General features: G+C 72.3%; 20 protein-coding genes. 18 read left to right on the forward strand and 2 right to left on the reverse strand.

All coding sequences use genetic code 11. The features are described 5' to 3' along the window. Positions 1-276: 276 nt before the first annotated feature. The 6 genes from BLW57_RS31850 (at position 277) to BLW57_RS31875 (ending at position 6,701) form a co-directional block, all read left to right on the forward strand. The gene (locus tag BLW57_RS31850) at positions 277-600 is read left to right on the forward strand and encodes an integration host factor (protein WP_003977346.1); all 324 of its coding nucleotides are present in this window, start codon (positions 277-279) and stop codon (positions 598-600) included. A 60-nt stretch (positions 601-660) separates the two neighbouring features. Then, a complete protein-coding gene (gene gmk, locus BLW57_RS31855; RefSeq protein WP_093479198.1) occupies positions 661-1,218 on the forward strand; it encodes a guanylate kinase in 558 nt (185 codons plus the stop codon). Positions 1,219-1,270: 52 nt separating this feature from the next. Further along, positions 1,271-1,543 carry a DNA-directed RNA polymerase subunit omega gene (gene rpoZ, locus BLW57_RS31860; RefSeq protein ID WP_030810584.1) on the forward strand — a complete coding sequence of 91 codons (273 nt, stop codon included), beginning with the start codon at positions 1,271-1,273 and terminating at the stop codon, positions 1,541-1,543. A 131-nt stretch (positions 1,544-1,674) separates the two neighbouring features. Further along, a complete protein-coding gene (gene coaBC, locus BLW57_RS31865) occupies positions 1,675-2,877 on the forward strand; it encodes a bifunctional phosphopantothenoylcysteine decarboxylase/phosphopantothenate--cysteine ligase CoaBC (protein WP_093479199.1) in 1,203 nt (400 codons plus the stop codon). A gap of 332 nt (positions 2,878-3,209) precedes the next feature. Then, the gene (metK, locus tag BLW57_RS31870; RefSeq protein ID WP_093479200.1) at positions 3,210-4,418 is read left to right on the forward strand and encodes a methionine adenosyltransferase; all 1,209 of its coding nucleotides are present in this window, start codon (positions 3,210-3,212) and stop codon (positions 4,416-4,418) included. A 123-nt stretch (positions 4,419-4,541) separates the two neighbouring features. Continuing rightward, positions 4,542-6,701: a primosomal protein N' gene (locus BLW57_RS31875; protein ID WP_093479201.1), complete on the forward strand. Its 2,160-nt coding sequence runs from the start codon at positions 4,542-4,544 to the stop codon at positions 6,699-6,701. 103 nt (positions 6,702-6,804) lie between these two features. Here the strand turns inward: BLW57_RS31875 and BLW57_RS31880 are convergent, their stop codons facing one another. Then, complete coding sequence (locus tag BLW57_RS31880) at positions 6,805-7,347, reverse strand: hypothetical protein (RefSeq protein WP_093479202.1); 543 nt, start codon at positions 7,345-7,347, stop codon at positions 6,805-6,807. 264 nt (positions 7,348-7,611) lie between these two features. Here BLW57_RS31880 and fmt point away from each other — a divergent pair, with 264 nt between their 5' ends. The 9 genes from fmt (at position 7,612) to BLW57_RS31925 (ending at position 16,865) form a co-directional block, all read left to right on the forward strand. Next, entirely contained in the window at positions 7,612-8,544 is a 933-nt protein-coding gene (gene fmt / locus BLW57_RS31885) for a methionyl-tRNA formyltransferase (RefSeq protein ID WP_093479203.1), read from the forward strand. Positions 8,545-8,723: 179 nt separating this feature from the next. After that, a complete protein-coding gene (locus BLW57_RS31890; protein ID WP_093479204.1) occupies positions 8,724-10,142 on the forward strand; it encodes an RsmB/NOP family class I SAM-dependent RNA methyltransferase in 1,419 nt (472 codons plus the stop codon). Between the two features lie 211 nt (positions 10,143-10,353). Then, positions 10,354-11,040, forward strand: a complete 687-nt coding sequence (gene rpe / locus BLW57_RS31895; RefSeq protein ID WP_093479205.1) for a ribulose-phosphate 3-epimerase — start codon at positions 10,354-10,356, stop codon at positions 11,038-11,040. Between the two features lie 89 nt (positions 11,041-11,129). Beyond that, on the forward strand, positions 11,130-12,173 hold the full coding sequence (locus BLW57_RS31900; RefSeq protein WP_073899375.1) for a sugar-binding transcriptional regulator: 1,044 nt from the start codon (positions 11,130-11,132) through the stop codon (positions 12,171-12,173). A 51-nt stretch (positions 12,174-12,224) separates the two neighbouring features. After that, positions 12,225-12,632, forward strand: a complete 408-nt coding sequence (locus BLW57_RS31905) for a guanyl-specific ribonuclease (protein WP_093479206.1) — start codon at positions 12,225-12,227, stop codon at positions 12,630-12,632. Continuing rightward, positions 12,629-12,958, forward strand: coding sequence for a barstar family protein (locus BLW57_RS31910; RefSeq protein ID WP_093479207.1), 330 nt, complete (start codon positions 12,629-12,631; stop codon positions 12,956-12,958). The genes BLW57_RS31905 and BLW57_RS31910 overlap by 4 nt, the downstream gene beginning before the upstream one ends. A gap of 123 nt (positions 12,959-13,081) precedes the next feature. Beyond that, entirely contained in the window at positions 13,082-14,533 is a 1,452-nt protein-coding gene (locus BLW57_RS31915; protein ID WP_093479208.1) for a GuaB1 family IMP dehydrogenase-related protein, read from the forward strand. Positions 14,534-14,897: 364 nt separating this feature from the next. Next, the gene (locus BLW57_RS31920) at positions 14,898-16,385 is read left to right on the forward strand and encodes an amino acid permease (protein ID WP_093479209.1); all 1,488 of its coding nucleotides are present in this window, start codon (positions 14,898-14,900) and stop codon (positions 16,383-16,385) included. Between the two features lie 27 nt (positions 16,386-16,412). Then, a complete protein-coding gene (locus BLW57_RS31925) occupies positions 16,413-16,865 on the forward strand; it encodes an Lrp/AsnC family transcriptional regulator (RefSeq protein WP_073899367.1) in 453 nt (150 codons plus the stop codon). 90 nt (positions 16,866-16,955) lie between these two features. Here BLW57_RS31925 and BLW57_RS31930 read toward each other — a convergent pair whose 3' ends face one another. Then, positions 16,956-17,696 carry a GntR family transcriptional regulator gene (locus tag BLW57_RS31930; protein ID WP_093479210.1) on the reverse strand — a complete coding sequence of 247 codons (741 nt, stop codon included), beginning with the start codon at positions 17,694-17,696 and terminating at the stop codon, positions 16,956-16,958. 210 nt (positions 17,697-17,906) lie between these two features. On the opposite strand from BLW57_RS31930, the gene BLW57_RS31935 reads away from it, so the two are divergent. From BLW57_RS31935 to BLW57_RS31945, 3 genes are read left to right on the forward strand one after another with little or no spacing between them, the layout of a single operon-like run. Next, complete coding sequence (locus tag BLW57_RS31935; protein WP_093479211.1) at positions 17,907-19,067, forward strand: ABC transporter substrate-binding protein; 1,161 nt, start codon at positions 17,907-17,909, stop codon at positions 19,065-19,067. Next, complete coding sequence (locus BLW57_RS31940) at positions 19,064-19,963, forward strand: ABC transporter permease (RefSeq protein ID WP_093479212.1); 900 nt, start codon at positions 19,064-19,066, stop codon at positions 19,961-19,963. Before BLW57_RS31935 ends, BLW57_RS31940 begins: the two co-directional genes overlap by 4 nt. Then, a complete protein-coding gene (locus BLW57_RS31945) occupies positions 19,948-20,769 on the forward strand; it encodes an ABC transporter permease (protein ID WP_093479213.1) in 822 nt (273 codons plus the stop codon). The genes BLW57_RS31940 and BLW57_RS31945 overlap by 16 nt, the downstream gene beginning before the upstream one ends.

The following is a 20,769-nucleotide window of genomic DNA, read 5'->3' on the forward strand; positions in this document are numbered from 1 at the left end:
CCGTCGACGAGCCGACTTGAGTGTGAATACATCCTCAAATCGGGGGCAGTATGTCTGAAATGTCCGGCCTGGCGGAGGCTGACCAGGACTTTTCCGCTGTTCTCGCTGACTCTGGCGAACTTGCCCGCTAGTCTCCGAGCAGTGGGGCCACCTCCCACGCCCTTCCAGGCAGTGGGGGAGAACGGGCAGCGTGTTGCTCGTGGCTCCCCAGGTGTGGGGCGACTAGGTTCCTCACCGGTCCGTATCCGACAGTTCGACATCCGAGGTGACGTAGGCGTGGCTCTTCCGCCCCTTACCCCTGAACAGCGCGCAGCCGCGCTCGAAAAGGCCGCCGCGGCTCGCCGGGAGCGGGCCGAGGTCAAGAATCGACTCAAGCACTCCGGCGCCTCCCTGCACGAGGTCATCAAGCAGGGCCAGGAGAACGACGTCATCGGCAAGATGAAGGTCTCCGCCCTGCTCGAGTCCCTGCCGGGCGTGGGCAAGGTCCGCGCCAAGCAGATCATGGAGCGTCTGGGCATCTCCGAGAGCCGCCGTGTGCGGGGTCTCGGTTCCAACCAGATCGCCTCCCTGGAGCGTGAGTTCGGCAGCACCGGCTCCTGAGTCCGGGTCTTGCCGGACCAGGAGTCCCGGGCACTCCGGGATTGCTGGAATAATCGCTGCATGAGTGAACGTCCGCGGCTGACCGTGCTCTCCGGCCCTTCGGGGGTCGGCAAGAGCACGGTCGTCGCCCATATGCGCAAGGAACACCCCGAGGTCTGGCTCTCGGTGTCGGCGACCACCCGCAAGCCGCGCCCCGGCGAGCAGCACGGAGTCCACTACTTCTTCGTCACCGACGAGGAGATGGACAAGCTGATCGCCAACGGTGAGCTGCTGGAGTGGGCCGAGTTCGCCGGCAACCGCTACGGCACGCCCCGTGCGGCCGTGCTGGAGCGGCTGGAGAACGGCGAGCCCGTCCTGCTGGAGATCGACCTCCAGGGCGCCCGGCAGGTCCGGGAGTCCATGTCCGACGCCCAGCTGGTGTTCCTGGCTCCGCCCTCCTGGGAGGAGCTGGTGCGCAGGCTCACCGGGCGGGGCACCGAGCCGCCGGAGGTCATCGAGCGCCGCCTGGAGGCGGCCAGGACCGAGCTGGCGGCCGAGCCGGAGTTCGATACGACCTTGGTCAACACCTCCGTCGAGGACGTGGCTCGCGAGCTGCTAGCCTTGGTGGACGTTGTGTGATCACGAATGTGTGATCATGAATGATTCTTTCCCACCCATCGGAAGGTAGAGCGTGTCCTCTTCCATCACCGCGCCCGAGGGCATCATCAACCCCCCGATCGACGAGCTCCTCGAGGCCACCGACTCGAAGTACAGCCTCGTGATCTACGCGGCCAAGCGTGCCCGCCAGATCAACGCGTACTACTCGCAGCTCGGCGAGGGCCTCCTCGAGTACGTCGGTCCGCTGGTCGACACCCACGTGCACGAGAAGCCGCTCTCGATCGCCCTGCGCGAGATCAACGCCGGTCTGCTGACCTCCGAGGCCATCGAGGGCCCCGTCCAGTAGGACCGCGCGGTAGTACTTTCAGATTGCGTATGACTTATCCACAGGCCCGGCAGTCACTCTGCCGGGCCTGTGGTGTGTGATGGAGCCGTGCGTTCGTGTCCGGCGCACATGACACGAGTCCGGGAGAGACGGTGGACAAGCCGAGGGTCGTTCTGGGGGTCAGCGGTGGCATCGCCGCGTACAAGGCCTGTGAGCTGCTGAGAAGGTTCACGGAGTCGGGCCACGACGTCCGCGTGGTGCCGACCGCCGCAGCCCTGCACTTCGTCGGTGCGGCCACCTGGTCCGCCCTGTCCGGCAACCCGGTCTCCACCGAGGTCTGGGACGACGTCCACGAGGTCCCGCACGTCCGGATCGGCCAGCACGCCGACCTGGTCGTGGTGGCCCCGGCGACGACCGACATACTCGCCAAGGCCGCCCACGGCCTCGCCGACGACCTGCTGACCAACACGCTGCTCACGGCCCGCTGCCCGGTGGTCTTCGCCCCGGCGATGCACACGGAGATGTGGGAGCACCCCGCCACCCAGGAGAACGTGGCCACGCTCCGCCGCCGCGGCGCCGTCGTGATCGAGCCCGCCGTCGGCCGCCTCACCGGCGTGGACACCGGCAAGGGCCGGCTGCCCGACCCCGGGGAGATCTTCGAGGTCTGCCGCCGGGTGCTGGGCCGCGGCGCCGCCGAGCCCGACCTGCGGGGCAGGCACGTCGTCGTCTCGGCCGGCGGCACCCGCGAGCCCCTCGATCCGGTCCGCTTCCTCGGCAACCGCTCCTCCGGAAAGCAGGGCTACGCCCTCGCCCGTACGGCCGCTGCGCGCGGCGCCCGCGTGACGCTGATCGCGGCCAACACCGGCCTGCCCGACCCGGCCGGCGTGGACGTCGTCCAGGTCGGCACGGCGGTCCAGCTGCGCGAGGCCGTCCTGAAGGCGGCGGCGGACGCCGACGCGGTGGTCATGGCCGCCGCCGTCGCGGACTTCCGGCCCTCGGCCTACGCCACCGGAAAGATCAAGAAGAAGGACGGGCAGGAGCCCGCCCCGATCGTCCTGGTGCGCAATCCGGACATCCTCGCGGAGATCTCCGCGGAGCGCGCCCGCCCCGGCCAGGTGATCGTCGGCTTCGCCGCCGAGACCGACGACGTCCTCGCCAACGGCCGCGCCAAGCTCGCCCGCAAGGGCTGCGACCTGCTCGTCGTCAACGAGGTCGGGGAGCGCAAGACGTTTGGTGCGGAGGAGAACGAGGCGGTCGTGCTCGGCGCCGACGGCAGCGAGACCCACGTTCCGCACGGGCCGAAGGAAGCCCTCGCGGACACCGTCTGGGACCTCGTCGCCCCCCGTCTGGCGTGAGCGCGCCGTCGTTCCGGGCCGTTCCGCTTCGGCCCTTCGGGACCGTTCCGGTTCGGCCGTCCGAGACCGTCACGGTTGGGCCGTCCGGGCAGATTTGTGCCGGTCGCACGACGGCTCCGCACCAGGGGCACAATGTCGTGCGGCGGCCCTGGCCAAGGCCGTCCGGCATTGTGCAGAATGCCCGTGCCGCAGGTCACAGCGCTCCCGTCAGGCGAGACGGTGGCCCATCGGCCGAGCGCGACCGATAAACTGTTCACGGACGGCGCCGGGCTGCAGCCCTCGCGTCGTCCGCAAATGATCAGCCAGCAGCCGCTGCAACCCCAGGGAGCGTTGTGTCCCGTCGCCTGTTCACCTCGGAGTCCGTGACCGAGGGTCACCCCGACAAGATCGCTGACCAGATCAGCGACACCATTCTCGACGCGCTCCTGCGCGAGGACCCGGCCTCCCGGGTCGCCGTCGAGACGCTGATCACCACCGGCCTGGTGCACGTGGCCGGCGAGGTGACGACGAAGGCCTACGCGGACATCGCGACCCTCGTCCGCGGCAAGATCCTCGAGATCGGCTACGACTCCTCCAAGAAGGGCTTCGACGGCGCCTCCTGCGGCGTGTCGGTGTCCATCGGCGCGCAGTCCCCCGACATCGCGCAGGGCGTCGACACCGCCTACGAGACCCGCGTCGAGGGCGACGAGGACGAGCTGGACCGGCAGGGCGCGGGCGACCAGGGTCTGATGTTCGGCTACGCCTCGGACGAGACGCCGACGCTGATGCCGCTGCCGATCTTCCTGGCGCACCGCCTGTCCAAGCGCCTTTCCGAGGTCCGCAAGAACGGCACGATCCCCTACCTGCGCCCCGACGGCAAGACGCAGGTCACCATCGAGTACGACGGTGACAAGGCGGTCCGTCTGGACACGGTGGTGGTCTCCTCCCAGCACGCGTCCGACATCGACCTGGAGTCGCTGCTGGCGCCCGACATCCGCGAGTTCGTGGTGGAGCCGGAGCTGAAGGCGCTCCTGGACGAGGGCATCAAGCTCGACACCGAGGGCTACCGCCTCCTGGTCAACCCGACCGGCCGCTTCGAGATCGGCGGCCCGATGGGCGACGCGGGTCTGACCGGCCGCAAGATCATCATCGACACCTACGGCGGCATGGCCCGTCACGGCGGCGGTGCCTTCTCCGGCAAGGACCCGTCGAAGGTGGACCGCTCGGCCGCCTACGCGATGCGCTGGGTCGCCAAGAACGTCGTGGCGGCGGGTCTGGCCTCCCGCTGCGAGGTCCAGGTCGCCTACGCGATCGGCAAGGCCGAGCCCGTCGGCCTCTTCGTCGAGACCTTCGGCACGCACAAGGTGGAGACCGAGAAGATCGAGAAGGCGATCGAGGAGGTCTTCGACCTCCGCCCCGCCGCGATCATCCGCGACCTCGACCTGCTCCGCCCGATCTACTCCCAGACGGCTGCCTACGGCCACTTCGGCCGCGAGCTGCCCGACTTCACCTGGGAGCGCACCGACCGCGTGGACGCCCTCCGCCAGGCCGCGGGCCTGTAGCCCCCGCCCCGCCTTCCACCGAGGCCCGGCTCCCCAACGGGGGGCCGGGCCTCGGCGTGCGGGCCGGACGGCCGAGCGACGGGCGGGCGCCGGTTGTCGGTGCCGTTTGGTAAGAATGCAAGCGTGAGCAGCGAGAACGGGGTGCCCCGGGCGGACGGGGACGGTGGGGCCGAGGCGGCGCCGCCGGAACAGCTCGCGCTCATCCGGGAGAGCGTCCGCCGGGCGAAGGCGCCGCGGGCCAAGCCGCGGACCTGGCGTGGTGCCGAGCTCGCCAAGGAGCTGCCCGTCGCGCGGGTGCTGGTGGACAAGGGCGTGCTGCACCTCGACCGCTACTTCGACTACGCGGTGCCCGTGGAACTGGACGAGCAGGCGCAGCCCGGCGTCCGGGTCCGGGTGCGGTTCGGGGCCGGGCGCGGCCGGGTGCGCGGGGGCCGCCGCGAGGGGGGCGGGCTCATCGACGGATTCCTCGTCGAGCGGCGCGCCGAGTCGGACTACTCCGGACCCCTGGCCGCCCTCGCCCAGGTCGTCTCGCCGGAACCGGTGCTGAGCGAGGAACTGCTGGGGCTCGCGCGGGCCGTCGCCGACCGGTACGCCGGCAGCCTCGCCGACGTCCTCCAGCTGGCCGTGCCGCCGCGCAGCGCCCGCGCCGAGCAGCGGCCGTCCCCGGCGCCGCTGCCACCGCCCGAGGCGCCGGACGCGGGCTCCTGGGGGCGGTACGAGCACGGTGGCGCCTTCGTCGAGGCGCTGGCCTCCGGCGGCACCCCCCGGGCCGTGTGGAACGCGCTGCCGGGCCCGCTGTGGAGCGAGGAGCTGGCGAGGGCGGTGGCCGCCACGCTCGCCTCGGGACGCGGTGCGCTGGTCGTCGTACCGGACGGCCGGGCCGCCGCGCGGGTCGACGCCGCGCTCACCGCGATGCTCGGCGAGGGCCGGCACGCGCTGCTCACCGCCGACGCCGGACCCGAGAAGCGGTACGCGCAGTGGCTCGCGGTGAGGCGCGGTTCCGTGCGGGCGGTCGTCGGGACGCGCGCGGCCATGTTCGCGCCCGTGCGGGACCTGGGGCTCGTCGCCGTCTGGGACGACGGCGACGACAGCCACAGCGAGCCGCACGCCCCCCAGCCGCACACGCGGGACGTCCTGCTGCTGCGCGCCGCCCTGGACGGCTGCGCCTTCCTGCTGGGCGGCTTCGGCTGCACCGTGGAGGCCGCCCAGCTCGTCGAGAGCGGCTGGGCCCGTCCGCTGGTCGCCGGCCGCGAGCAGGTCCGCCGCACCGCGCCCCTGGTGCGGACCGTCGGTGACGAGGACCTGGCGCGGGACGAGGCCGCCCGCGCCGCCCGTCTGCCGTCGCTGGCCTGGCAGGCGGCCCGCGAAGGGCTGCGGCACGGACCGGTGCTGGTCCAGGTGCCCCGGCGGGGCTACGCGCCCCGGATGGCCTGCGCCCAGTGCCGGGCACCCGCGCGGTGCCGGCACTGCTCCGGCCCGCTCGAAGGGCAGGACGCGGGCGTCCTGAAGTGCGGATGGTGCGGCCGCGAGGAGGGCTCCTGGCACTGTCCGGAGTGCGGCGGCTTCCGGTTGCGCGCCCAGGTCGTCGGCGCGCGGCGGACCGCGGAGGAGCTGGGCCGGGCCTTCCCCGCCGTACCGGTGCGCACCTCGGGGCGGGAGCACGTGCTGGACACCGTGCCGGGCACGCCCGCGCTGGTCGTCAGCACCCCGGGGGCCGAGCCGGTCGCCGAGGGCGGCTATGCGGCGGCCCTGCTGCTGGACGGCTGGGCCATGCTCGTACGCCCCGATCTGCGGGCCGGTGAGGACGCGCTGCGCCGCTGGATGGCGGCGGGGGCACTGGTACGGCCGCAGGGACAAGGGGGCACGGTGGTCGTGGTGGCGGAGCCGACCCTGCGGCCCGTGCAGGCGCTGGTGCGCTGGGACCCCGTCGGACACGCGGTGCGGGAGCTGGCCGAGCGTGCCGAGCTGGGCTTTCCGCCGGTGTCCCGGATGGCGGCCGTGTCCGGCGTACCCGAGGCGGTCGCCGAGTTCCTGGCGGCGGTCGACATGCCGCCGGACGCCGAGGTGTTGGGCCCGGTCCCGGTGGCTCCGACCTTGCCCGGCCGACCGCGCCGACCCGGCGCCCCACCACCCGGCGAGCAATGGGAGCGGGCGCTCGTGCGGGTGCCCCCGGGCAGTGGGGCGGCGCTGGCCGCCGCCCTGAAGACCGCGCAGGCCGCGCGCATGGCACGGGGGAGCGGGGAGGCGGTGCGGGTGCGCATCGATCCGCCGGACATCGGGTGACGGGCCGGTGCGTACGGTGCGGCGGCGGGGGCCGGGCGCAGGCCCGGGGCATACGTCCGCCCTCCCGGACGCGGACCGGGAGGGCAGGGGTGGTGGCAGGGCGTCAGCCGTTGCGCGGGCCGGGGAAGGCGGTCGGCCGGGCGTCCTCGCGCAGGGCCGGGCTGCCCGCGGTCGGCTGGGTGGGCATGGAGCGGGCCGCGGGGACCGTCGGTACCGTGGGCAGGGCGGTGTTCACGTTGAGCGGGTGGGTGGCGGACGGGTCCGTCGTCCGCTCGGCCTCGGCGGCGGCCTGGGCCGCGGCCCTGCGGGCGCCGTAACGGCGGTGCACCGCCTGCTTGGTGACGCCGAGGGCCGAGCCCACCGCGTCCCACGAGAAGCCGAGCGAGCGGTCGAAGTCCACGGCGGCCGTGACCAGGGTCTCGACACTGTCCCGGAGTTCCTGGGCCAGACGCACCGTCGGGGCGGGGGCCCGTCCGTAGACGACGAAGCCCGTGGACGGGCCGGAGCGGCGCGGGCGGTAGACGTTGCCCAGCTGGGCGGTGAGTGTGCGCAGGGCGTCCACCTGCCGGCGGACCCGCTCGATGTCCCGCACCAGCAAGTGCAGGCTGGCCCGGGCCTGGGCGTCGTGGGTTGCGTGGTCGGCCATGAACAAGCCTCTCGAACCGGCGTTGAAAGGAATTGGGCCGCCGAAGCGGCCCGATGTGGTCAACTCTTTCTTGACCAACGCGTGTGCGCTCCGCTGGTCACGGGGTGGGGGCGTACGGGCATATGCGTACGCCGCCCTCCGGTCCGTGCGCCGCCCGTTCCCGGACGAAACCTCGGGGCCGTTCGCCGTCGGCGCCTTCGCGGTCATGGTCATAGACTGGTGCGCTGCCCGCCCGACCCCCGCCCGAGAGGCCCGATCCCGCCCATGAAGCTCGTCTTCGCCGGTACCCCCGAGGTCGCCGTTCCCGCTCTGGACGCCCTGATCGCCTCCGGGCGGCACGAGGTGGCCGCCGTCGTCACGCGGCCCGACGCGCCGGCCGGGCGCGGGCGCAGGCTGGTCGCGTCGCCCGTGGCCCAGCGGGCGGAGGAGGCCGGGATCGAGGTGCTCAAGCCGCTGAAGCCGCGGGACCCGGAGTTCCTCGAGCGGCTGAGGGAGATCGCCCCGGACTGCTGCCCGGTCGTCGCCTACGGCGCCCTGCTGCCGAAGGCCGCCCTGGACATCCCCGCCCACGGCTGGGTCAACCTGCACTTCTCGCTGCTGCCCGCCTGGCGCGGGGCGGCACCGGTGCAGCACTCCCTCATGGCGGGTGACGAGATCACCGGTGCCTCCACCTTCCTCATCGAGGAGGGGCTGGACTCCGGGCCCGTCTACGGGACCGTGACGGAGGAGATCCGGCCCACCGACACCAGCGGCGACCTGCTCACCCGGCTCGCATTCGCCGGCGCGGGGCTGCTGGGCGCGACCATGGACGGCGTCGAGGACGGCACGCTGAAGGCCGTTCCGCAGCCGTCGGAGGGCATCTCCCTCGCGCCGAAGATCACCGTCGAGGACGCCCACGTGGACTGGGCGGCCCCCGCGCTGCGGGTGGACCGGATGGTGCGCGGCTGCACCCCGGCGCCCGGCGCCTGGACGGCCTTCCGCGGCGAGCGGCTCAAGCTCATCCAGGTCACGCCCGTGCCCGAGCGGACCGACCTCGCCCCGGGCCGGCTCGCGGTGGGCAAGAACAGCGTGCACGTCGGCACCGGCTCGTACGCCGTCGAACTGCTGTGGGTGCAGGCCCAGGGCAAGAAGCCGATGCGCGCGGCCGACTGGGCCCGCGGTGTTCGCATCACGGAGAACGAGACACTCGGCGCCTGAACCCCGCCCGGACGCCGGGCGGCGCGGCGGCGGCACCGGGCGCCGGGCCCTTGCGGACGCGGCCGCGGGCCGGGGACCGCAGGCGCGGCGGCGGCCCGGACCCGGACGGTGGGAGGGGCGGTGGGGCGACGTAGGCTGGACGGTGCAGCCACCTTCTTCACATCCGGAGCACCTTTTTCGTGAGCGAGCAGTCCCGGCGGCCCCACAAGCCCGCCAAGCCCTACCGCCGTCCCCAGAAGGACCCCGTCCGCATGCTGGCCTTCGAGGCGCTGCGCGCGGTCGACGAACGGGACGCCTACGCCAACCTCGTGCTGCCGCCGCTGCTCAGGAAGGCGCGGGAGAAGGGCGACTTCGACTCCCGGGACGCGGCCCTCGCCACCGAGCTGGTGTACGGCACGCTGCGTCGGCAGGGGACGTACGACGCCGTCATCGCCGCCTGTGTCGACCGGCCGCTGCGCGAGGTCGACCCGCCGGTCCTCGACGTACTCAGCCTCGGCGTGCACCAGCTGCTCGGCACCCGCATCCCGACGCACGCCGCCGTGTCCGCCTCCGTCGAACTGGCGCGGGTGGTGCTCGGCGACGGCCGTGCCAAGTTCGTCAACGCCGTGCTGCGCAAGGTCGCGCAGGACGACCTCCAGGGGTGGACGGAGAAGGTCGCGCCGCCCTACGACGAGGATCCCGAGGACCACCTCGCCGTCGTGCACTCGCACCCCCGCTGGGTCGTCTCCGCGCTGTGGGACTCCCTCGGCGGCGGGCGCGCCGGCATCGAGGAGCTGCTGACCGCCGACAACGAACGGCCCGAGGTGACGCTCGTCGCCCGCCCGGGACGGTCCGGCACCGAGGAGCTGCTGCGCGAGGAGTCCGCGGTACCGGGACGCTGGTCGCCGTACGCCGTGCGGCTCGCCGAGGGCGGTGAGCCGGCGGCGGTCGACGCCGTGCGCGAGGGCCGGGCCGGCGTGCAGGACGAGGGCAGTCAGCTGGTCGCCCTCGCGTTGGCGAACGCCCCGCTCGACGGGCCCGACGAGAAGTGGCTCGACGGCTGTGCCGGGCCCGGCGGCAAGGCGGCGCTGCTGGCCGCCCTGGCCGCCGACCGCGGCGCCGCCCTGCTCGCCGCCGAGAAGCAGCCGCACCGCGCCGGCCTGGTGGCCAAGGCCCTGCACGGCAACCCGGGGCCGTACCAGGTCGTCACCGCCGACGGGACCCGGCCGCCGTGGCTGCCCGGCAGTTTCGACCGGGTGCTGATGGACGTGCCGTGCACCGGCCTCGGCGCCCTGCGCCGGCGCCCCGAGGCCCGCTGGCGGCGGCGCCCCGAGGACCTCGACAACTTCGCGCCGCTCCAGCGGACCCTGCTGCGCACGGCGATCGAATCCGTGCGGGTCGGCGGGGTCGTCGGGTACGCCACCTGTTCGCCGCACCTCGCCGAGACCCGGGCGGTCGTCTCCGACGTGCTCAAGCAGCGCCCGGGCACCGAGATGATCGACGCCCGCCCGCTGCTGCCGGGGGTCCCGGACCTCGGCGACGGCCCCGACGTCCAGCTCTGGCCGCATCTGCACGGCACCGACGCGATGTACCTGGCGCTGATCCGCCGGACCGGCTGACCCGGCCCGCGGGGCACACCCCGCGGCACCCGGAGTGCGACACCGCGGACAGCTCCGAGCGTCACGGCCCGCTCACCGAGTGTCGCGGAAGCGCTCCGGCTACGCCGCGTGTCGACCACAGGCGGCCGCCCGCGGTCGTACAAATACGACGAACGGCCTCGCCTGTGGACCGGTGCGAACATCAGTGCTTCGGACATGGCAGGCTTGGGTCATGGCCGCGCAGATCAACCCCAGCATCCTGTCCGCCGACTTCGCCCGCCTCGCGGAGGAGGCCAAGGCGGTCCAGGGCGCCGACTGGCTCCATGTCGACGTCATGGACAACCACTTCGTCCCGAACCTCACGCTCGGTGTACCGGTGGTGGAGTCCCTGGCACGGGCGACGGGCACCCCGCTGGACTGCCACCTGATGATCGAGGACCCCGACCGATGGGCGCCCCAGTACGTCGAGGCGGGGGCCTCGTCGGTCACCTTCCACGTGGAGGCCGCCGCCGCGCCCGTGCGACTCGCCCGCGAGATCCGCGCCAAGGGTGCCCGTGCCTCGATGGCGCTCAAGCCGGCGACGCCGATCGAGCCGTACGAGGACCTGCTGCCGGAACTCGACATGCTGCTGATCATGACCGTGGAGCCGGGCTTCGGCGGCCAGGCCTTCCTCGACATCATGCTGCCGAAGATCCGCCGCACCCGGGAGCTGATCGGCAAGCACGGTCTCCAGGTGTGGCTCCAGGTCGACGGCGGCGTGTCGGCCTCGACGATCGAGCGGTGCGCGGACGCGGGGGCGGACGTGTTCGTCGCCGGGTCGGCGGTGTACGGGGCGCAGGACCCGGCGGAGGCGGTACGCGCACTGCGCACCCAGGCGGACGCGGCCACCGCCAAGGCGTCCTGGGCATGCGACCACTGAGCCACAGCTACGTGAACGGTTGAGAGTACGGCGCCCATCAGGGCGGATCAGTTGCGCCGAATCTGCAAGGATGAACGGCGAATCCAAGTGTGAACAGCAGTGAGGAGATCGCCGTGTCGGGTATGTCGGCGGGCCGGTCAGCCATGCGGATGGGACCCGCTGAGCTGGTCCAGGCGGCGGCCATGGCCCGCCGCTTCTACCTCGAGGGCAAGTCCAAGATCCAGATCGCGGAGGAGTTCGGCGTCAGCCGCTTCAAGGTGGCCCGGGTCCTGGAGACGGCTCTCGAACGGGATCTCGTGCGCATCGAGATCCGCGTCCCGGCCGAGCTGGACGCCGAGCGCTCCGACGCGCTCCGCGCCCGCTACGGTCTCAGACACGCCGTCGTGGTCGAATCCCCGGCCGACGCCGAGGAGACCCCCGACCCGGAGAACCTGGGCGAGGTCGCGGCCGACCTGCTCGGCGAACTCGTCAACGAGGGGGACGTGCTCGGGCTGGCGTGGGGACGCTCCACCATCCACATGGCGGCGGCGCTCGACCGGCTGCCGCCCTGCACGGTGGTGCAGCTGACGGGTGTGTACGACGCCGGGACCGCCGAGCGCGGTTCCGTGGAGGCCGTGCGCCGTGCCGCGCAGGTGTCCGGCGGCGACGCGCACCCCATCTACGCGCCGATGCTGCTGCCCGACGCGGCCACCGCGGCGGCGCTGCGCAACCAGACCGGGATCGCCCGGGCCTTCGAGTACTTCGACAAGGTCACGGTCGCCTGCGTCTCCATCGGCTCCTGGGAGCCGGGCATCTCGACCGTCCACGACATGCTCAGCGACGAGGAGCGCGCGCACTACGCCTCGCTCGGGGTCGCCGCCGAGATGTCCGCGCACCTCTTCGACGCCGACGGGCGTCGGATCGGGCGGGACCTCGGCGAGCGGTGCATCACGGTCAAGACCGACCAGCTGCGCCGTATCCCGGAGGTCGTGGCCATCGCCGGCGGGCAGCGCAAGGCGTCGGCGATCGACGCGGTGCTGCGGTCCGGCCTGGTCACCAGCCTGGTGACGGACACCTCCGCCGCGGACTACCTGATGACCGCGGGCCCGACGCCGAAGCCCGCGCTCAACCGCCAGGACCCCGACGGGCCCTGAGCGCGGGTCGCGGCAGCCGCGTAGCGGGACGGCCGTGGCAGCATCGTCCACATGCTGCTGCGGTTCGTCCCCCGCGCGCTCGCGGGACTGCTGGTCTGCCTCTCCGTCCTGCTGACGGGGTGCTCGCCCGGCCCGGTCACCACCACCGCGCCGGCGGCGTCCACCCCGGCGTGGGCCAGGGGCACGGGCACCGTGGCGGCCTCCCGGCTGCCCGCCGAGGCGCGCAGGACGCTCGCGCTCATCGACCAGGGCGGCCCCTACCCCTACGCCCGCGACGGCGTCGTCTTCGGGAACTTCGAGGGGCGGCTGCCGGCGCACCGGCGCGGCTACTACCACGAGTACACCGTGCCGACGCCGGGCTCCCGCGACCGCGGGGCGCGGCGCCTCGTCACCGGGCAGGGCGGGGAGATCTACTACACCGACGATCACTACGACACGTTCCGGGCGGTACTGAGATGAGCCAAGACCTGACGGGGCGTTTCGTGGTCGCACTGGACCTCACCGGCGTCACCGACAAGCCCGGCCTGATGGACCGCGTCGCTCGGGCCCTCGCGCTGCCCGACTGGTTCGGCCGCAACTGGGACGCGCTGGCCGACTCCCTGTGCGACCACACCGTCTGGCCCGAGGGCGCGGTCGAGCAGGGGATGCTCGTCGTCGTGCGGGGCTGGCAGCCGTACGCCGAGGCGAGCCCGCGGGAGTGGCGGACCGCCCAGGAGGTGTTCGCCGAAGCGGTGGACCGTACTCCCTCCCTCGCCGTCGTCCTCGCCCTTGGAGGAACCTCCTAGGTGATCGGCCGCGACCCTGGATGTTCTGTCGGGGCCTGACAGCCGCGGCGCCATGGGACAATGAAGTACGTGCTCTTTTCCCCTGGCGCACCCGTCGGGGGGTCACCTCTGATCGACTGGGATGTGCAGCACGTGCGTTTCCTCAATGACATCCAGCCCGCGTACGACCTGACGTACGACGACGTGTTCATGGTGCCGAGCCGCTCCGCGGTGGGCTCGCGTCAGGGCGTGGACCTCAGCTCCCCGGACGGCACGGGCACCACCATCCCGCTCGTCGTCGCCAACATGACCGCCATCGCCGGCCGCCGCATGGCCGAGACGATGGCTCGCCGCGGCGGCCTGGTGGTCATCCCGCAGGACATCCCGATCGACGTGGTCACCGAGGTCGTCTCCTGGGTCAAGAGCCGGCACCACGTGCTGGACACCCCGATCGTGCTGGCCCCGCACCAGACCGTCGCCGACGCGCTCGCCCTGCTGCCCAAGCGGGCCCACAACGCCGGGGTGGTCGTAGACGAGAACCAGCGGCCCATCGGTGTGGTCACCGACGCGGACCTGACCGGCGTGGACCGCTTCACCCAGCTCGAAGTGGTCATGTCCAAGGACCTGCTCCTGCTGGACGCGGACATCGACCCGCGCGAGGCCTTCCAGACGCTGGACACCCACAACCGCCGCTACGCGCCCGCCGTGGACAAGGACGGCAAGCTCGCCGGCATCCTCACCCGCAAGGGCGCCCTGCGGGCCACGCTGTACACCCCGGCCGTGGACGCGCAGGGCAAGCTGCGCATCGCCGCCGCCGTCGGCATCAACGGCGACGTGGCGGGCAAGGCCAAGCAGCTGCTCGACGCGGGTGTGGACACGCTCGTCATCGACACCGCGCACGGCCACCAGGAGTCGATGATCAGCGCGATCAAGGTGGTCCGCGCCCTCGACCCGCAGGTGCCGATCGTCGCGGGCAACATCGTCTCCGCCGAGGGCGTCAAGGACCTCATCGACGCCGGCGCGGACATCATCAAGGTCGGCGTGGGCCCCGGCGCCATGTGCACCACCCGCATGATGACCGGCGTGGGCCGGCCGCAGTTCTCGGCCGTCCTGGAGTGCGCGGCCGAGGCGAAGAAGCACGGCAAGCACGTGTGGGCGGACGGCGGTGTCCGCCACCCGCGCGACGTGGCCATGGCTCTCGCGGCCGGCGCGTCCAACGTCATGGTCGGATCCTGGTTCGCCGGCACCTACGAGTCCCCGGGCGACCTCCAGCAGGACGCGGGCGGCCGGCTGTACAAGGAGTCGTTCGGCATGGCCTCCGCGCGCGCCGTGGCCAACCGGACCTCGGAGGAGTCGGCGTACGACCGGGCCCGCAAGGCGCTGTTCGAGGAGGGCATCTCCACCTCGCGGATGTTCCTCGACCCGGGCCGCCCGGGCGTCGAGGACCTGATCGACTCGATCATCGCGGGCGTCCGCTCCTCCTGCACCTACGCCGGCGCCGGCTCCCTGGAGGAGTTCGCCGAGAAGGCGATCGTCGGCATCCAGAGCGCCGCCGGCTACGCCGAGGGCAAGCCGCTGCACGCCAGCTGGAGCTGACCCCAAGTACCTTCCGCACGGCCCCCGTTGTTCCCCTCCCGGGAACAGCGGGGGCCGTCGGCGTTCCCGGGCTCCGCGCGGCCGGCGGAGCCCGTCGCCAGGTCGTCGTGCAACGGTCGGCAGCCCGCGCGCAACGATTTGGCATTCCGGTCGGATGAACGCAATGATCATGCGGGCATGCGCAAGGTTGCTGCATTACGCCCGTAAAGCCCACCCCCGTAGGGTGCTGCGCTGTACGTGGCGTGGCGGGGACTCCGCTCGGCGGACTCCTGCTCTCGCGGGCTGCCGCCGGTCCCCGCCCCGAGGGTCCGGCGGCCATGCCGGACCCGACCCACCCAGACCGGCAGCGATAAGGAGCCCGTACGTGCTCGACCAAGGCGCACCCCCGCACAACGAGAGAGCGGCCGCCCCCGCGTCCCCGGGCGTCGCCGCGCGCCTCATGCGTCGCAAGCCCGTGGAACGCCTGGTCGCCGAGGGCGGCCAGGGCGAGGGAGGGCAGCTCCGGCGCTCCCTCGGACTGTGGCAGCTGACCATGATCAGCATCGGTGCCACGCTCGGCACCGGCATCTTCGTCGTCCTCGGCGACGCCGTCCCGAAGGCCGGTCCGGCGGTCACCCTGGCCTTCGTGATCGCCGGTCTCACGGCCCTGTTCTCGGCGCTGTCGTACGCCGAGCTGGCGGGCAGCATCCCGGTCGCCGGCTCCTCCTACTCGTATGCGTACGCAACGCTGGGTGAGCTGGTCGCCTGGGTCTGCGGCTGGTGTCTGGTGCTGGAGTACGGCGTGTCGGTGGCCGCCGTCGCCGTCGGCTGGGGCGAGTACCTCAACGAGCTGCTCGACGGCACCGTCGGTGTCACCATCCCGGGCGTCCTGTCCTCGGCGCCGGGCGAGGGCGGCATCATCAACCTGCCCGCCCTGATCGTCGTCCTGCTGGCGATGGTGTTCCTGCTCGGCGGTGCGCGCGAGTCCGCCCGCGCCAACACGATCATGGTCTGCGTGAAGATCGTCGCCCTCGTGCTGTTCTGCGCGGTGGGCTTCATGGGCTTCAAGTCCGGCAACTACGCCGACTTCATGCCGCTCGGCATGACGGGTGTCAGCGCCGCCGGTGCCACGCTGTTCTTCTCGTACATCGGTTTCGACGCCGCCTCCACCGCCGGTGAGGAGGCCAAGAACCCCAAGCGGGACCTGCCCCGGGCGATCATGCTCTCGCTGATCATCGTGACCGTGCTGTACGTGCTCGTCGCGGGCGTCGCCGTCGGCGCCTGGAACTGGAAGAAGTTCGACGGCTCGGAGGCGACCCTCGCCGCGATCATGGACGACGTCACCGGCCAGACCTTCTGGGGCACCCTGCTGGCGCTGGGCGCGGTCATCTCCATCGCGAGCGTGGTGCTCACCGTTCTCTACGGCCAGACCCGCATCCTCTTCGCGATGGCCCGCGACGGCCTGGTGCCGAAGGCGCTCGGCAAGGTCCACGCGAAGACCGGCTCGCCCCGCCTCAACACGGTGATCGTGTCCCTCTTCTGCGGTGTGCTCGCCGCACTCATCCCGTTGGGCAAGCTGGTCGACGCCACCAGCATCGGCACGCTGTTCGCCTTCGCCCTCGTCAACGTCGCGGTGATCGTCCTGCGGTACAAGCGGCCGGGGCTGGAGCGCACGTTCAAGGTGCCGTTCGGGCCGGTGCTGCCGGTGCTGGGCTTCCTGTTCTGCGCGTACAACATGTTCAGCCTCGACACCGTCACGTGGGTCGTCTTCGGATGCTGGATGGCCGTCGGGCTCGTGTTCTACTTCGTGTACGGCTATCGCCGTTCCCGTCTCGCGACCGACGACGTGCTCGCGGTGACGGCAGAGAAGTGATCGAACCGAAGAAGTGAACAACCCCCTGTGCTGAACGATCTCGACGAACGCATCGTGCACGCCCTCGCCGAGGACGCCCGCCGCTCCTACGCGGACATCGGGCAGATGGTCGGCCTGTCCGCGCCCGCGGTGAAGCGGCGCGTGGACCGGCTCCGCGCCACCGGAGCCATCACCGGGTTCACCGTCCGGGTGGATCCGGCGGCGCTCGGCTGGGAGACCGAGGGATTCATCGAGATCCACTGCCGGCGCAACACCTCGCCGGAGACCATCCAGCGGGGTCTGGAGCGCTACCAGGAGGTCGTGGCCGCGTCGACCGTCACCGGCGACGCGGACGCGATCGCCCAGGTCTTCGCCTCCGACATGCGCCACTTCGAGCGGGTCCTGGAGCGGATCGCGGGGGAGCCGTTCGTGGAACGGACCAAGTCCGTCCTGGTGCTGTCCCCGCTGCTGCGCCGCTTCTCCTCCGGCGCACCGGGATAGGCACGGGTCGCGGGGGCGGGGCGCAGGGCCTCAAGAGGCGCGAGCGACCGCCGCGGACCCGCACCCGGCGACCATCGCGCGCCCCGTTCTCTACTCCGCCGCCTTCCGCGCGAGCGGATTGTTACCGATCGAGTTGTGCACGCTGAAGCTCACCGCGTCCGGCCGGTAGCGGTCGTCCGACCACTCGACCGGCCGGCCCTCCCGTGTCGTCGTCACACGCCGCACCCGCAGCAGCGGGCTGGTCCGGCGCACCCCGAGCAACTCGGCGTCCAGCGCGCCGCAGGCCACCGCGTCGATGACGTGCTCGCCGTAGGCGAAGACCAGACCGGTGTCGTCGTACAGGCGCTGGGTGACCGACGGACAGTCGGGCTCGATCGCCTCGACCGCGGGGGAGATCCAGTCGGCGTACACGGTGCGCTCCAGCAGCACCGGCTCGCCGTCCAGGCCACGCACCCGCAGGACGTGCAACACCGGTGTGCCGACGGTGAGTTGCAGGCGCGCGGCGTCCTCGTGGCCGGCCGGGCGGTACTCCTGGGTCACGACGTGGCCGGTGGCCTCGTGGCCCATGGCCCGCGCCCACTGGGCGAAGCTGCGCAGTTCCTCGAAGGTCTGGCTGCGGCGGCTGGCCAGGACCACCCGGCGGGCGCCCTGCCGGGACCCGATGAGCCCTTCGGCGGTCAGGGCGGCGACGGCCTGGCGGACGGTGCCGCGCGAGACGCCGTAGTGCGCGGCGAGTTCCGACTCCGAGGGCAGCCTGCTGCCGACCGCGTACACCTCGCGGTCGATCGCGCGGCGCAGTTCGTCCGCGATCTCCTCGTGTCGCGCCGTCATGCTTCCCCTCTGCGTAGGCCGCTGTGCACAGCGTGACCAGCCTAATCGACGTTCCCCGGTGATCCGTGCCGGCCGGAAGTGTGCAGGGAATCAGGGGTTGCTGTTTCGCCGGTGTTCACGGACAGGACACCGACGCCGGGCGTACTGAGGCCAACTTGTTCATACAAGTTGCCCGCACTACTCCACCCTCGTGCGCCCCCTGGAGAGACCGTGACCGTGTCCCTGCCGAGAACCGCCGTCCTCGGCGGTTCCCTCGCCGTCGTCGCCGCGCTCGCGCTGAGCGCCTGCGGCGCCGCCCCCGACAACGCGTCCAGCACCACCAAGACCGGCAAGAACGCCGCCACCGCCACCTCCGCGGCCGACTTCGGCGGCATGGACGCCCTGGTCGAGGCGGCCAAGAAGGAGGGGAAGCTGCACATCATCGCGGTGCCCCGCGACTGGGCCAACTACGGCGCGATCATCGACGGCTTCCAGAAGAAGTACGGCATCAAGATCGAGGACGAGAGCCCCGACGGCTCCAGCCAGGACGAGATCAACGCCGTCACCTCCCGCAAGGGCCAGGACCGCGCGCCCGACGTCCTCGACCTCGGCAGCTCCTTCGCCCTCAGCGCCGCCCAGCAGGGCCTGCTCGCGCCGTACGAGGTGGCCTCCTACGGCGACATCCCCGAGGCCCAGAAGGACCCGCGGGCCCGCTGGTACAACGACTACGGCGGCTACATCTCCATCGGCTGCGACGCCAAGCGGGTGAAGTCCTGCCCCACCACCTTCAAGGACCTGCTCAAGCCGCAGTACAAGGGCCAGGTCGCCCTCAACGGCAACCCCACCAAGTCCGGCTCGGCCTTCGGCGGCGTCTACGCGGCCGCCCTCGCCGACGGCGGCTCCTTCGACGACATCCAGCCCGGCCTCGACTTCTTCGCCGAACTGAAGAAGAACGGCAACTACACGCCCGTCGAGTCCACCCCGGCCACCGTGGAGAAGGGCGAGACCCCGATCTCCATCGACTGGGACTACCTGAACGCCGGTTACGCCGACGAGTTCCGGTCCAAGGGCGTGGACTGGAAGGTCTCCATCCCGGCCGACGGCCAGTACGCCCAGTACTACTCCCAGGCCGTCAACAAGGACGCCCCGCACCCGGCGGCCGCCCGCCTGTGGCAGGAGTACCTGTACAGCACCGAGGGCCAGAACCTGTGGCTCAAGGGCTACGCCCGGCCCGCCCTGATGACCGCCATGGACAAGGCCGGCACCCTCGACAAGACGGCCGCCGCCAAGCTCCCGAAGGTCACCGGCACGCCCGCCTTCCCGACCGAGGACCAGCAGAGCAAGGCCAAGACGGCCCTCGCGCAGGGCTGGGGCAAGGCCGTCTCCGGATGACCGCCGCCCTCCCGCGCGCGGACGTGGCGCCCGCCGCTTCGGTGAAGCGGCGGCGCCGCGCCCCCGGCTGGCTCGCCGTGGTGCCGCTGCTGGCGTTCACGGCGATCGCCTTCGGGCTGCCGGCCCTGGCCGTCCTCGACGGCGCCTTCACGGCCGAGGACCCGGCGACCGGCGCCACCTCCTACACCGCCGGCAACCTCACCACCTCGCTCCAGGGCCCGTACCTCACCGCGCTCCTCGGCAGCGTCGAACTGTCCGCGGTCTCCGCCGTGCTCGGCGCCCTGCTCGGGCTGCCGCTCGCGCAGGCCGTGGCCGGCTCCCGCTCCCGCGCGCTGCGCGAGGCCGTGCTGACCGCGTCCGGCGTGCTCGCCAACTTCGGCGGGGTCCCGCTCGCCTTCGCCTTCGTCGCCACCCTCGGCAACGCGGGCGTGCTGACCGTGCACCTCGGCCTGAAGGACAGCGGCTGGGACCTGTACAGCTTCTGGGGACTGGTCCTCGTCTACCTGTACTTCCTGATCCCGCTCATGGTCCTCACCATCACCCCGGCCCTGGACGGTCTGCGCTCCCAGTGGCGGGAGGCCGCGCTGAACAACGGCGCCACCGGTGTGCAGTACTGGCGGCACGTGGCCCTGCCCGTGCTGGCGCCCTCCCTGCTCGGCGGCCTGGTGCTGCTGTTCGGCAGCGCCTTCGCCGCCTACGCCACCGCCGCCGCGATGGTCGGCAGCGCGGTCCCGCTGGTCACCCTGCAGATCGCCGACGCGCTGTCCGGCAACGTCCTGGTCGGCCAGGAGAACGTGGCCCTCGCCCTCAGCCTCGACATGGTGCTGGTGGCGGGCCTGGTGATGGCCGTGTACCTGCCCCTGCAACGACGGAGCGCCCGATGGCTCGACGCCTGACACCGTGGCGGTGGGCCGTCCTCGGCCTGGCCGCGCTGTACTTCCTGGTGCCGCTCACCGCCTCCGTGATCTTCACGGTCGACGTGCCCGGGCAGGGCGTCACCTCCGACGCCTACACCAGGATCCTGTCCACCGAGGGCTTCGTCTCCAGCCTGCTGCTCTCGCTGGAGCTGGCCGTCGCCACCATCGCGGTCGTCCTGCTGCTCATGGTGCCCGCCGTGGTCGCGCTCAGGCTCGGTGCGCCCCGGATGCGGCCGGTGGTCGAGGTGGTGTGCTCGCTGCCACTGGTGGTGCCGCCGATCGCGTTCGTCGCCGGGATCGTCACCGTGCTCAAGTGGGGCCCGGAGCATCTGTCCCGGACCCCGCTGTTCCAGACGTTCGTGGTGATCCAGAACGAGAACTTCCCCCTGGTCCTCGTCCTCGCGTACGTCGTGATGGCGCTGCCCTTCGTGTACCGCGCCCTGGACGCCGGCCTGCGCTCCATCGACGTACGGACCCTGGTCGAGGCCGCCCGCAGCTGCGGTGCCTCCTGGCCGCAGGCGCTGGTCCGGGCCGTGCTGCCGAACCTGCGCGGTGCCCTGCTGAACGCCTCCTTCCTCACCCTGGCACTGGTCCTCGGCGAGTTCACCGTCGCCCAGCTGCTCGGCTTCCGGCCCTTCGCCGTGTGGATCTACAACGTCGGCGGCTCACAGGCCCAGATGTCCGTCGCCGTGTCCGTGCTCAGCCTGCTCGTCACCTGGGCCCTGCTCCTCGCGCTCGCCGGTGCCGGCGGCGGACGCACCCGAACCGCTTCTTCCCGGGGATGA

Source organism: Streptomyces sp. 1222.5 (assembly GCF_900105245.1).
GTDB lineage: Bacteria > Actinomycetota > Actinomycetes > Streptomycetales > Streptomycetaceae > Streptomyces > Streptomyces albidocamelliae.